Annotated in this window: 13 protein-coding genes; 9 read left to right on the forward strand and 4 right to left on the reverse strand. The window is 44.3% G+C overall.

The window, feature by feature from the left end:
* On the reverse strand, nt 1–1,180 hold a 1,180-nt coding region (locus A3756_RS15295; RefSeq protein ID WP_068553811.1), incomplete at its 3' end, for a proline--tRNA ligase.
* Between the two features lie 108 nt (nt 1,181–1,288).
* Here A3756_RS15295 and A3756_RS15300 point away from each other — a divergent pair.
* On the forward strand, nt 1,289–1,702 hold the full coding sequence (locus A3756_RS15300) for a PaaI family thioesterase (protein WP_068515557.1): 414 nt from the start codon (nt 1,289–1,291) through the stop codon (nt 1,700–1,702).
* 174 nt (nt 1,703–1,876) lie between these two features.
* Here A3756_RS15300 and A3756_RS15305 read toward each other — a convergent pair whose 3' ends face one another.
* A complete protein-coding gene (locus A3756_RS15305) occupies nt 1,877–2,536 on the reverse strand; it encodes a TetR/AcrR family transcriptional regulator (protein ID WP_068515554.1) in 660 nt (219 codons plus the stop codon).
* Nucleotides 2,537–2,802: 266 nt separating this feature from the next.
* Here A3756_RS15305 and A3756_RS15310 point away from each other — a divergent pair, with 266 nt between their 5' ends.
* The 8 genes from A3756_RS15310 to A3756_RS15345 all read left to right on the forward strand — a co-directional run bounded on the left by A3756_RS15310 (nt 2,803) and on the right by A3756_RS15345 (nt 11,211).
* The gene (locus A3756_RS15310) at nt 2,803–4,266 is read left to right on the forward strand and encodes an NAD(P)/FAD-dependent oxidoreductase (RefSeq protein WP_068510427.1); all 1,464 of its coding nucleotides are present in this window, start codon (nt 2,803–2,805) and stop codon (nt 4,264–4,266) included.
* Between the two features lie 12 nt (nt 4,267–4,278).
* Complete coding sequence (locus tag A3756_RS15315; RefSeq protein ID WP_068510424.1) at nt 4,279–5,097, forward strand: SDR family oxidoreductase; 819 nt, start codon at nt 4,279–4,281, stop codon at nt 5,095–5,097.
* A 10-nt stretch (nt 5,098–5,107) separates the two neighbouring features.
* Nucleotides 5,108–6,049 carry an alpha/beta fold hydrolase gene (locus A3756_RS15320; RefSeq protein WP_068510422.1) on the forward strand — a complete coding sequence of 314 codons (942 nt, stop codon included), beginning with the start codon at nt 5,108–5,110 and terminating at the stop codon, nt 6,047–6,049.
* Nucleotides 6,050–6,101: 52 nt separating this feature from the next.
* A complete protein-coding gene (locus A3756_RS15325; protein ID WP_068510415.1) occupies nt 6,102–6,956 on the forward strand; it encodes an SDR family oxidoreductase in 855 nt (284 codons plus the stop codon).
* Between the two features lie 376 nt (nt 6,957–7,332).
* Nucleotides 7,333–8,040 carry a hypothetical protein gene (locus A3756_RS15330; RefSeq protein WP_068510413.1) on the forward strand — a complete coding sequence of 236 codons (708 nt, stop codon included), beginning with the start codon at nt 7,333–7,335 and terminating at the stop codon, nt 8,038–8,040.
* Nucleotides 8,041–8,066: 26 nt separating this feature from the next.
* Nucleotides 8,067–9,461, forward strand: a complete 1,395-nt coding sequence (locus A3756_RS15335; protein WP_068553812.1) for an NAD(P)/FAD-dependent oxidoreductase — start codon at nt 8,067–8,069, stop codon at nt 9,459–9,461.
* Nucleotides 9,458–10,537: a DUF2156 domain-containing protein gene (locus tag A3756_RS15340; protein ID WP_068510409.1), complete on the forward strand. Its 1,080-nt coding sequence runs from the start codon at nt 9,458–9,460 to the stop codon at nt 10,535–10,537. The genes A3756_RS15335 and A3756_RS15340 overlap by 4 nt, the downstream gene beginning before the upstream one ends.
* Before the next feature lie 2 nt (nt 10,538–10,539).
* Entirely contained in the window at nt 10,540–11,211 is a 672-nt protein-coding gene (locus A3756_RS15345; RefSeq protein ID WP_068510408.1) for a class I SAM-dependent methyltransferase, read from the forward strand.
* Nucleotides 11,212–11,237: 26 nt separating this feature from the next.
* On the opposite strand, the gene htpX is transcribed toward A3756_RS15345, so the two are convergent.
* Entirely contained in the window at nt 11,238–12,125 is an 888-nt protein-coding gene (gene htpX / locus A3756_RS15350) for a protease HtpX (RefSeq protein WP_197481327.1), read from the reverse strand.
* Nucleotides 12,126–12,538: 413 nt separating this feature from the next.
* Nucleotides 12,539–12,786, reverse strand: a 248-nt coding sequence (locus A3756_RS15355) for an integrase core domain-containing protein (RefSeq protein WP_156490506.1), incomplete at its 5' end; no start/stop codon positions are given.

Here is a 12,786-nt window from a genome sequence, read left to right on the forward strand (position 1 = left end):
GAACGTTACGCAGGTCAACGACTTCACCTAGTTCAAGATCTCTTTGCCAATTGACGTCTGTTAAATGAACGCCATCTTTATTCGCGCCACAAGTGAAGTCTGAACACAGTGCAGCGGTGCGATCGACAAATACAGTGATGTCTTTTAGTCCGACCGGGCCAATGGAACCTATATTCGCTCCCGTTGCGGCTTTCACCTGTTCTTCATTTGCGAACACTAAGGGAGAGGCGACGCCTTCAAGTTTTTCAGCTTTGATTTCGTTCAAACTGTGGTCGCCCCTTAATACCAGCGCTACCAAGGGTGCATTGCCGTCTTCATCTTCTTCGCCAAGAACCAGTAAGGTTTTGATAACCGAGCTAGCGGGAACAGATAAGAAAGAAGTGACCTCTTCAATGGTTTTCTGTTCAGGCGTAGCGACTTCTTCCATGGCTTTGCTTGGTGCTGCTAGCTCACCTTCAGGTGCGAGGGCTTCAGCCAGCTCAATATTGGCTGCATAGTTACTTTCTGTGCTGAAAGCGATATCGTCTTCACCTGAATCGGCCAGCACATGGAATTCATGTGAAGCATTGCCGCCGATGCTGCCTGAGTCAGCCTGCACAGCGCGGAAGTCTAGACCAAGACGCGTAAATATATTGGTGTAGGTGTCGTACATGAGTTCATAGGTCTCGTCCAGAGAATCCTGAGTCGCATGGAAAGAGTAGGCATCTTTCATTAAAAACTCACGGGCACGCATCACACCAAAGCGCGGGCGGCGCTCGTCTCTAAATTTTGTCTGGATCTGATAAAAGTTTGCCGGTAATTGCTTATAGCTGCTCAGTTCATTGCGAGCCAGGTCGGTGATCACTTCTTCATGCGTAGGGCCGAGGCAAAAGTCTCGTTGGTGACGATCTTTGATACGCAATAACTCACCGCCATATTGCTGCCAGCGACCAGACTCTTCCCAAAGTTCTGCAGGCTGAACAACAGGCATAGAAAGTTCTTGTCCGCCAGCCTTATCCATTTCCTCACGAACAATCGCTTCTACTTTACGTAGCACTCTTAAACCCATGGGCATCCAGTTGTATAAACCTGATGCGAGTTTACGAATCAAGCCTGCACGAAGCATTAGCTGATGGCTGATGACTTCAGCGTCAGCTGGAGTTTCTTTTTGAGTAGCGATTAAAAAACGACTTGCGCGCATGAGGCAATGATTTCCTTTGAGTGTAAAAATATAATGGCGTATTTTAAATAGCTAAGTGCTGATCGTATAGTCCTGAATCAAATAATTAATACAATCTTGGAGTAGAACATGACATTACAGGCCGCAGATGTGCAAGCCCGCATAAGAGAGTGGGTGCCAATGGCTGAGGATATCGACTTGAAAATCGAGGAGATCAAGCCCGGCTACGCGCGGATTCGAATTCCTTTTCAAGATAAATGTATTCGGCCGGGTGGCACGGTATCGGGCCCGGTTATGATGACCGCAGGTGATACGGCGATGTATGCTGCGATACTTGGAAGCCTGGGCGAGGTCGCGATGGCGGTAACCAGTAACCTGAATATTAATTTTCTTCAGCGGCCTGAACAGCGCGACTTGATCGCAGAAGGAAAGATATTGAAGTTGGGTAAGCGTATAGCATTTTGTGAAGTTTCGATCCGAAGCGAAGGGGCTGAGGATGTTGTGGCGCATGTGACCGGCAGCTATTCTTTGCCTCCGGTGTGATGAATAATACAAACTTGTAGACAGAGCCTTCCATGGCTCGCTAGCGGGTTAACGCGGGGCAGGTTCCAGTGAGGAGTGACACCCTCTATCTACGGAAATGATTATTTATTCGAAAATTACAATGGGCAGGCTCTGCCAGCAGGTTTTTGTTGCCGTCTTTTTTGTGTGAGAGCGCTACGCTTCAATCAACTTAATGATTCCTAAAAATAACTTACTGGTGGCGGCAACTAGCTCTTTTCGTTCCGTTTTATAATCACTCACTAACCAGTTTGTCGCTGCCTGGCGCATTGCTCCTACTAAGGATATAGCCATGATGTCCTGTTGGGCACGATCAATCGTCATATCGGGAAAAGCCTTATTTGCCATTACTCTTAAAATTTCTGCAAAGCCATTGATGTAATGATAGTAAAGCGTATTAACTTCTGGGCTAATGCCTTCTAATTCGACCATGCATATTCGAGCGATATTAGGGTCTTCAAGAATTTCAAAGTACTTATCTAAACCCGCAATAATGGCAGCCTTTGGGTCAGAGTCTTGATAGCCCACAACGATGGCTTGAACAATTTCTTTACTGAGCAGGGTCATACAGTCTTCATAGACCGCCAGTAATAAATTTTCTAGACCTGAATAGGATTCGTAAAAATAGCGATCAGTTAACTTGGCTTCTTTGCATAAGCTCCTGACAGTTGAATTTCTAAAGCCGCAACATCCAAATAGTCTTAAGCCCGCATCTAAAAATTGTTGTTTTCTAAGTTTTTTCCGCTCAGCTAAAGATACCCCGCCATAGGTCCGTTCGGTCTTTTTATTTTCTTTAGAAGGTTCAGCAGAGGGCATTGGCGTTTTATTTCGTCCTGATTGAAGTGATTTTTAGTCCGGGTTGAGCCGTCTATTCTGCCGTGATTTGAAGTCGGATGTAAAGCGTGACCGTCAGTCAAAAAATATTTGACTACACCTGTAGTCAGAATATATGATGTTTTGAAGTTGCTTGTCGTCACAATTTATATCTCGTTAATCTTCGACTATGATGATGGCAAGCGCTAGACAATAAACATAAAAATTCAGTGAGCAAGGCAAGGTCTTGTGAGCGACTGGAGTGCTAAATGAAACAAGATTACCAAGTCATTATTATCGGTAGCGGATTCGGCGGACAGCTGGCAGCCATGAACCTAATCAAACGTGGCATTCAGGATTTTCTGATTCTGGAGCGGCGCGAATTTGTCGGTGGTACCTGGAGCCAAAATACCTACCCAGGCGCAGCCGTCGATGTTCCTTCTCCTTTGTATTCGATATCTTCAGAGCCTTACAATTGGTCGCAAATGTTCGCTGAACAAGACGAGCTAAGAGAGTACACCGAGCACATCATTTCCAAGCACGCTTTGGATAAGAAAATTGCGGCAGGCTCCAATGTGTCGAAGATTGAATGGCAGGAAGCAGAGCAGCGCTGGCAAATTGATATTGAAGGCAAAGATGCTTATCACGCTCAATTTGTTATTAATGCTTCAGGGCCACTTAGTACACCAGTGATTCCAGATTTTCCTGGAAAAGATACATTTAAGGGTAAGTCCTTTCACAGTAATAACTGGGATCATAACTATGACCATAAAGGCAAGCGAGTTGCAGTGATAGGTAGTGGTGCCAGTGCCGCACAAATAATCCCTGCGATCGCTCCGGAAGTTGAACACCTTGATGTGCTTCAACGTACCCCTCATTGGGTAATGCCTCGAAATGATTATAAATTTAAAGGCTGGCAACGTAAGTTGCTTAGTAAGAGTTGGGCCTACTTTGCTTTACGTTTCTTGATCTACTGGTGGTATGAATTCCGTGTTATTGGCTTTAAATATTCAGATTTGGCATTGAAGGTCTTGGCGAAGAACAAAGCTGAAAAGCATATTCGCAAACAGATCAAAGACCCGGACTTACAACGAAAAGTGACTCCCGACTTCACCATAGGCTGTAAGCGGGTAATTTTATCAGACACGCTTTACCCAGCTTATTGTCGAGATAATGTCACCTTATTCGATAAGAATAATGGCATAAAAGAAATCACCGAGAAGGGTATTGTGACTCAGGACGGTGTCGAGCACGAGCTGGATTTGATTGTCTACTCAACCGGTTATGATGCTACTGATGGCGTGATCTCATATCCGGTGGTGGGTAAAGGCGGTAAGACCTTAGCTCAGGCATGGAGTGACTTCCCCAGAGCTTATTTAGGGACGAGTGCGCCAGGCTTTCCAAATTTGTTTATTGTCACAGGGCCTAATACAGGCATTGGTCATACCTCCGCTTTGTTTATTATTGAGTCGCAAATGAAATACATCATGAACAGTATTTCGGCGCTTAAACAAAGTGGCAAAAAAGTGATCGAAGTCAATGTAGATGCTGAGGAGAAATATACCGATTTAATTCATCACGAGATGGCCAAAACGGTTTGGCAGCGTGGCGGTTGTAACTCTTGGTATAAGAGCAAGAGCGGAAAAGTGATTGCCATGTTCCCGGGGTTTAGTTTTACCTTCAGACGCTGGGCTAAGAAATTTAAACGCCAAGATCACTCTTTTAACTCTTAAGTAGTAAAAACGATGAAAAAAATAACAAGTTTTAAAGACAGGGTAGTGGTGATAACAGGGGCTGCCTCGGGTATGGGGCGCGCCTATGCGCTGGCTTTTGCTAAGCAAGGTAGTCATCTGGCTTTGTGTGACTATGACGAGGAAGGCTTAGGCGAGACGATCTCGTTGCTACCAGAATCACAAAAAGTCTTTGCACAGGCCTTTGATATCTCAGATGAGCAGGCAGTGTTTGAGTTCGCCGATCAGGTTAAACAACACTTGGGTCAAGCATTTATGCTTGTCAATAATGCGGGGGTTGAAGGCAGTGGTGAGCCGGTTTGGGCGACAGAGCAATCATATTTTAAGCGGGTGATGGATGTTAATTACTATGGTGTGATTCATGGTACTCGCGCATTTCTATCTGACATGCTGGCTAATAACCAAGGCGTGATTGTGAATGTCTCAAGTATCTTTGGCCTGACGGGAACACCCAATCATGCTGATTATTGTGGTAGTAAATTTGCCGTACGAGGTTTTACCGAAGCTTTAATGGTCGAATTATCGGCCAGTGATATTCAGGTACACCTTCTACATCCAGGGGGGATTCGAACCAATATCGTAAGGCATGAACATGCCCGAGACTTTTCTCAGAACTTTCTGACTACTGAACCAGAGGATATTGCCGAACATTTAATTAAGTCAGTTAAGAAAAATAAGCCTCGTATTGTCTATGGAAATAATGCTATTAAAGTGTGGTTGGCTTCCAAACTGTTGCCTTTACCGCTTGTTTGCGCGATGGTTTGGTCAGAAATGAAGAAGGTTATCGACCTTCGAGCGTATAAATACAAATAAGGATATTGAAATGTTGAAAAAAAGTTTACTGGCTTTAGCTGCCATTTTGTTAGTTTTTGTGGGTGCCACGTTCATCGCTCCGGCTCCAATGGGTAAAGCGGTCTATGAATGGGCTGCTCCCTTCGAGGCTGGTTTATATGGCTTGGAAAAGGCTCAGGTAAATATTGGCGAGATGGATATTTATCTCTACCAAAATGAAATAAAACCTGAGCGTCCTACTATCGTTATGTTGCATGGCTATAGTGCCGATAAAGATGTCTGGCCACGTTTTGCTCAGTTTTTTAGCGAGCACTATAACGTGCTAATTCCTGATATGGCTGGTCATGGTGAAACGGGCTTCCATAAAGATTGGGATTACGGTGGACCTGCTCAGGTTGAACGTATCATCGCTTTGCTTGATAAATTAGCGCTCGATAAAGTTCATGTTATTGGCAATTCAATGGGCGGATTTATCGCAGGCCACTTTGCTCGTATGTATCCTCAGCGAACACTGAGCTCGACCTTAGTTGATCCGGCAGGTGTTGAGTCACCCATCAAGAGTGATATGGAGAAGATGCTAGCAGCAGGGCGCAATCCTTTCGAAATACACAGTCGTGAAGAGTTTGATACCTTTTACGGGATGACCATGGCCAAAGCACCTTACATTCCAAGTTTTATTCTTGAGGCTGTTTCAGAAAAGTACCAAGCGCGCCGAGAAGAGTTAATCGAGATCTTCCAGGACTTCCATGGCAAGCATATGTTGCAGCCGGTATTAAATGAAATTCAAGCGCCTGTGCTATTGCTATGGGGTGATCAGGACCAGCTCCTACATGTCAGCGCCGTTGATGTATGGAAGGCTGGCATTAAGAATATATCTATAAAAATTTGGCCGGGTATTGGACATATGCCTATGGTTGAGATTCCGGCTGAAAGTGCTGAGGTTTACCAGGCGTTTTTAGATAAAAATAGCTAATTTAAACGTGCCAGGCTCGACTTTGTCGGCCTGCTTACCTAGAGGAAAAATAATGAAAAACTTAAACGGTAAAGTAGCCGCGGTGACAGGTGCTGGGTCGGGCATTGGTCAAGCACTGGCGGTTAACTTGGCGCAGGAAGGTTGTGCTCTGGCCATCTCTGATGTGAATGAGAAAGGTCTGAAAGAAACGCAGAACTTACTTAAAGGCTTCAATGTGAAAGTCACAAGCCATGCTCTCGATGTAGCTGATAAAGAGGCTGTCTATGCCTGGGCCGATAAGGTGGTCGAAGACCATGGCAAAGTAAATTTGATCTTCAATAATGCCGGAGTGGCTTTGTCAGGCACGGTGGATTCGCTCTCGATTGAAGACTACGAATGGATTATGAATATCAATTTCTGGGGTGTTGTTTATGGCACCAAAGCCTTTCTGCCTCACCTTGAAGCATCGGGCGAAGGTCATGTGGTAAATATTTCCAGTATATTTGGCTTAACTTCACAGCCGTTAATGAGTGGTTATAACGCGAGTAAGTTCGCTGTTCGAGGGTTTACCGAGTCTCTTCGTCAGGACTTGGAAATTACCGGTTCAAAGGTCAGCACTACTTGTATTCATCCTGGTGGTATAAAAACAAATATTGCTCAGTCAGCGCGAGTTGACAAAAGCTCAATGAAAGTGACTGGGGCAACTAAGGAAAGTACCTTAAAAGAGTTTGAAAAAATGTTTGTTCATACGCCTGATAGTGCAGCAAAGACTATTCTTAAGGGTGTTAAGCGCAATGATAGGCGTGTGCTGATTGGTGCTGATGCGAAGGCGTTTGATGGCGTAGTGCGTCTTTTCCCAACGGGTTATCAATGGCTGTTCACAAAAGCAATCAAGTGGCGCAGTAAGGCTGCTAAGAAGTTTGCATAATTAGGTGTGTTGATTGCTGGCAGAGAACTCTACTCATAGGTGTATATCAAACTCAAACTGTGAGTTGCGTGCCAGCGATGAAGGTAGGTCACAGCCTACAAGCCGAAAGTTCCTTTTGTATACATTGAACTTATCGGCTTCCTCCTTGTCTGACTCAAAACCCTGCTAATAAATGATAATTAGAAACAGTCCATATTATTGAAAATTTAACTATACACTGTAAAGTTGTTGTGGTTTTATAGCTACCTAATTTACGAGGTAAGCCGTAAAAGTTATGAGCTTTTCCTCGGGGAAAAATATATTGCGTAAAATATAGTCGTGTGAATATATAGTTCGCACAACTGAAATAAGAGCAAAAGAATAAACGGGTGAAATCATGAATTTTATCTTCCTAGGCTTAATAAGCATCTTATATTCGAGTGCCTTATTGGCTACAGAAAACTCAGCTGAAACATCTACCAAAAGTCCTCAATGGCTTACTGATTGGCAGCAGGAAAGGTCGGAAGGTGGAATTGGTTCTGAGTGCCGAAAGCATGTCAGCAAAATTATGCAGTGTCGTTTTAAGGTGGTTGTCGATGAATCTCACGAGGCACTTACAGCCGTCATTCAAGATGTTGAAGGCTTCAAAGAGTGGGCGATCAGTGTATTGATTTCTGAGCGAGTAATGTATGAAGAATCTGATCCCGATACTTATGTTTATACAACCTATAACTTTACCGGTGCCTACAATAGAGACGCTCTAAGCCGGTATTCTATGGTGACGGATATTGAGGGACGCAGAAACCGTATTAACTTTATCACCGTAGATAAGCCTTATGAACCACGAGACTTACGTTTAGTTCGTTTCCCTTTAATGGCGGGCTACTGGCAGTTTACAAGCCTGGGTAATGGTCAGACAGAAATAGAACATCAAAGTTTTACTCAGCCAGGTGGCTTAGTACAGAGCACCTTGTATCACTTGTTTAATGTTGCTTATCTTGATTCTTCATTCGACACAATTCGAGCATTGCTGGCACAAGCTAAGAGGCCTAAGTACCAAGACGCACTGGAGTCAGGCTTATCCATTCTTGCCAAAAACAAATAACTAAGCCTAATACGAAGGATTGACGGATGGCGTCACAGGGAGCAAATAAAGGGACTGCGCTGGTTATTGGTGGAAGCATCTCAGGCATGTTATCGGCAAAAGTTCTTTCAGAGCACTTTGACTTGGTGGTGATTCTAGAAAAAGATGCTGCACCGGACGAGCTCTCTTCAACGTCGGGAGAGTTATTTCGAAAGGGGCTTCCGCAAGCCGCGCATCAACACCTTTTATTACTTAAAGGTCGCCAATTATTCGAAGAGTTTTTTCCTGGCTTTGATGCAGAGCTTGAGCGTTATGGGGCTCCCTTAGTTAACTACTCTGAAGATGTTTCTTTGTTTATAGGCGAAGGTAAATTACCGCGTTTTGAGTCTGGCTTGGATTTGAGGGTATGTCGTCGCCCTTTAATTGACAGAGTGGTGACTGAGCGGATAGAGAGTATTGAAAACATTGAGCGTCGTTACGCTTGCCAAGTGAGTGGCTTCATACTGAATAATGATAACTCGCGAGTGACAGGGCTCCGATATCAACAAGGGAGTATAAGTGCTGAAAAAACATTGCGAGCAGACTTGGTTGTTGATTGCTCGGGCCGAGGTAGCCGGACGCGAACTTGGCTCAAGAAAGAGGGCTTGTCAGAGGTAAGCGGGACGCATGTTAACCCCAAGCTAGGGTATGCCAGTCAGTTATTCGAGGTTCGACCAGGGCAGCAGGTTAAACCTATTGAGGTTGCCCCTCATGCGCCAACAAGTCCTCGTGCTGCAGGCTTGTGGCCCGTCGAGAATAATAAGTGGCTGCTCACTCTAATCGGTATGAATGCTGTGTATCCAGGTAATGACCTTAATGGGTTTACTCAATTTGCTGCTGAATTGCCAACCAAATATATTCATCGTGCCTTGAGTGATATGTCGCCGGCCTCTGGTATTACACATTTTCGAGGAACTGAAAATGTATGGCATCGCTATGATCAAATGAAAGATCATCCTTCGGGCCTGCTTGTAATGGGGGATGCGATGTGTGCATTCAACCCGCTATATGGACAAGGTCTTACACTAATTGCAATGGCTGCGAAGTCTTTAGCGTTGCGTTTAGAGCAGGGGGCGCGCTCGGGTTTCTCTAATACGTGGGCACGTAGAACCTATCGACGTTTCAATCGATTCTTTTTTACTGCGTGGATGATAGCTATCAGTGAAGATATGCGCTGGCCTGAGACAGAAGGGCGTAATATTCCTTGGTATTTAAACGTATCTTATCGCTATATGGATAGATTGCTCGCGGCCTGTATACATTCAAAACCTTTAGCACATTGCTGCTTATCGATTGCCAATATGGTGAGCTCACCGCTTAGCCTGCTTCGGCCTGACGTGATGTTAAAAGCCTTTTGGTTTGGCAGAAAGAAACAGGTAACGTTGAGAGAGGAATGCTCATGACGACTTGTCTTGATTTGACAGCTGAAAGGTCATTGGCTGCATCTGCCACTAAGGTAGGCTCTGCAGAGCGGGTTTTACTTCCATTCAAAGAAGACAGCTTGTCAACAGAAGATAAACAAAGCTTACTTCAACGTTATGGCTGCCAGTCCAGCTCTTATTTTAACTTGCAAGCCGGTGTACAACATTTTGGTTCTGCACATCGGGGCTATGTTTCCTATTTTCGTCAGCGTTTCCTTGGTTCTGAATTCAATATTGCGTTTACCCGCCCGGTGTGTGCTGATGAGGACTTTCACCCCTTATTAGATGCGTTAGAAGCGTCAACGAAGCGACCAAGTATTTTCATGGCAGTTGATGCTGATTGTGCGAGTGCTTTGATAGATCGGGGTTATCGATGTAACGATATGGGGGTTGAGTATTCGCTCTCACTCAACAGTTTTGATGTCAAAGGGAAAGAGAAAAAGTATCTGCGCTGGGCATCTAACTTTGGACGTAGGGGCTTTGTTGTTAAAGAACAGGCTTGGTCTGAGGTGAATGAAGATAGAGTTCGGGATATTTCCGAGCGCTGGCGACAAACCAAGGCGGTGACTAAGCGTGAACTTAGGCTCATTACTCGGCCGCCAGAGTATAGAGATGCTTGGGGAGTCAGGAAGTTTTTCTGTTACCTAAAAGGAGAGCTCGTTGGATATGTGTTTTTTGATCCCTATTTTCAGGATGATAAGATCATAGGTTATACAGCTAATATCATTCGCGCTTGCCCTGGGATAAAACCGAATGGCTTTCTAGATTATACAATCCTTGAAGCAATGAAGGTTTTTCAGAAAGAAGGTGTTGCTCGTTTGTCACTGGGCTTAGCACCCTTGCACGAGCTTCAGAGCTTTCCACATGAGATTGCTTCATTACGCTACTTGCAACAATTAATGTATCGCTATGGAAGTTTTCTATATGCGTTTCAAGCACTTGCTTACCATAAAACTCGATATCGAGCACAGAGTGAACACTGGTTCCAATGTATTCCTCCGGGGATCTCGTTGCCTAAAGCAACCATTGCTACCTTAAAAGCAATACAGGTTTTTTAGTGATGTCTGAAGATAATTCTTTTGTGAGAGGTCGTTATGACAGAACGGCTAGGTTCTACGAAAAGGCCGCGCATTTATATAGTGGTGGTAAGATCATTGCGAGTAAGCGTTGGCAGCTGCGTGACATAAAGCCCGGTGATAAATTACTGTTTGTGGGGGCGGGAAGCGGTGAAGATGTGGTACTTGCTGCGCAAAAAGGTGCCGAGATTACTGTCGTTGAACTTTCACCTAAAATGCTAAAGCGTATTGAATGTAAGCTAGAGAGATTAAGCTTGAACGATCGCGTCGTGCTTGTCCTGGGTGATGCATTTAAGCACCTTAAGGACAGCTATTATGACTATGTGGTAGCGAATTACTTTTTGAATGTCTTCGCTCACCCATTGATGATCGAAATGCTAAATCATCTAAGCTTGCAGCTTAAACCGGGTGGCAGCCTAATGGTTGCGGACTTTGCTCCGATCAGTGGAAACCTAGTGCAAAGACTATGTCAGCGGCTTTACTATTACTCAGCACTATTCGCATTTCATTTAATAGCGAAAAACCCGGTTCACAAAATCTACGACTATACACTTTATGCGAAACAAGCAAACTTGAGCGTTAAGCGCTACCAAATGTTTAAGGTGCTCCCGGGTCAGTCTGATTGGTATCGGTCTTTAGAGCTAGTTCGAAAATAAAGCTTTCGAACTAGCTACTTCAGGACCTAAGCACTATAACGCTGTCGAAGCGCTTCGATACGTTTGTCTAGAGGAGGGTGACTCATAAACAAACCGCCTAATGAATTCTTCAGTTCGCCACTAATACCAAAAGCGACCATTTCAGAAGGCATTTCACTTGGTTTATCGTATTCAGCCTGCAGGCGTGCAAGTGCGCTGACCATCGCAGCGGGGTTAACTAGCTCCGCTCCCGCTATATCTGCTCGATATTCTCTACGGCGGCTAAACCAGAAAACAATCGTGCTAGCGAGCACTCCTAATATCATCTCTGCGACGAAGGTGGCGATAAAAAAGCCCATGCCGTGACCGCTTTCATTTTTGAATACTGCTCTATCAACAAAGCTACCGATAACTCGCGCAAAGAACATAACGAATGCGTTTACGACTCCTTGGATAAGGGTGAGGGTAATCATATCACCATTTGCGACGTGCCCGATTTCATGCCCAAGTACAGCCTTAACTTCCTCACGGCTCATTTTATTGAGTAAGCCTGTGCTTACGGCGACTAAGGCGTTATTTTTATTCCAGCCGGTTGCGAAAGCATTAGCTTGTGCGCTGTTAAATACGCCAACCTCAGGCATACCGATATTGGCTTTTTGAGCAAGATCCTGGACGGTGGTATAGAGCCATTTTTGGTCAGCGTTTTGTGGCTCTTCAATCACTTGAACTCTCATACTGCGTTTTGCCATGAATTTTGACATCAGCAAGGAGACGACTGAGCCTGCCATACCAAATATCAGGCAGAAGATAAGGAGGTTATTGTAGTCCAAACCCTGTGCAGTCATATAACTGCCAACCCCGAGTAGGCTAAGCGTAAAGCTAGCGACTAATACAACGGATAAGTTTGTGGCTAGGAATAAAAATATTCTCATCATTTTGGTTTATCTCGCGTGTGGTGTTACCTGCGAATATATGGCCTGAGTGAAAAATATCAAGTCTTATAAGGTTCAATATGGAGTAGGTTTAATGTGTTATTGATACCGTAGTTTGTCCGTTTTGGACAAACTACGGTCGCATATGCGAGCTCAAATGGCCGAACAGATTAATGTGCTTTGTTTATCCAATGTTTGCTTTCGAGTTCTATCAGACTCTGAAGCTCAACTATTTGTTCCTATTTTTATTATTATCTAGCGTTACTTTTAACATGCACCTCTTGAAGTTATTACATTAAAGATAGCGCACAATAATTAAATTCTTATGGACATCCCACGGCGGTACTTGTTTAGTGCTTTTTCTTATGTTAATTTTTGTACATATTCGTTAACGTTAGAGGGAAGGCATGTAGTGGTCAACTAAAACTGGCCAGCCCGTTATAAGTTTTTTCGTAAGCCTGTTCAGTCAATAACGGTGACATACCACCATTATGATGATGAGGCCGATGACGATTGTAGTAACCATTAATGTATTGATCGATAGCTGCTTCTGCTTCCATAAACGATTCATATCCTGATCGCGGCATCCATTCTGTTTTAAAGCTTCNAAAGAATCGCTCCATTGGCGCATTATCCCAGCAATTTCCTCTGCGACTTAGGCTTT

The organism is Oleiphilus sp. HI0086 (genome assembly GCF_001635225.1).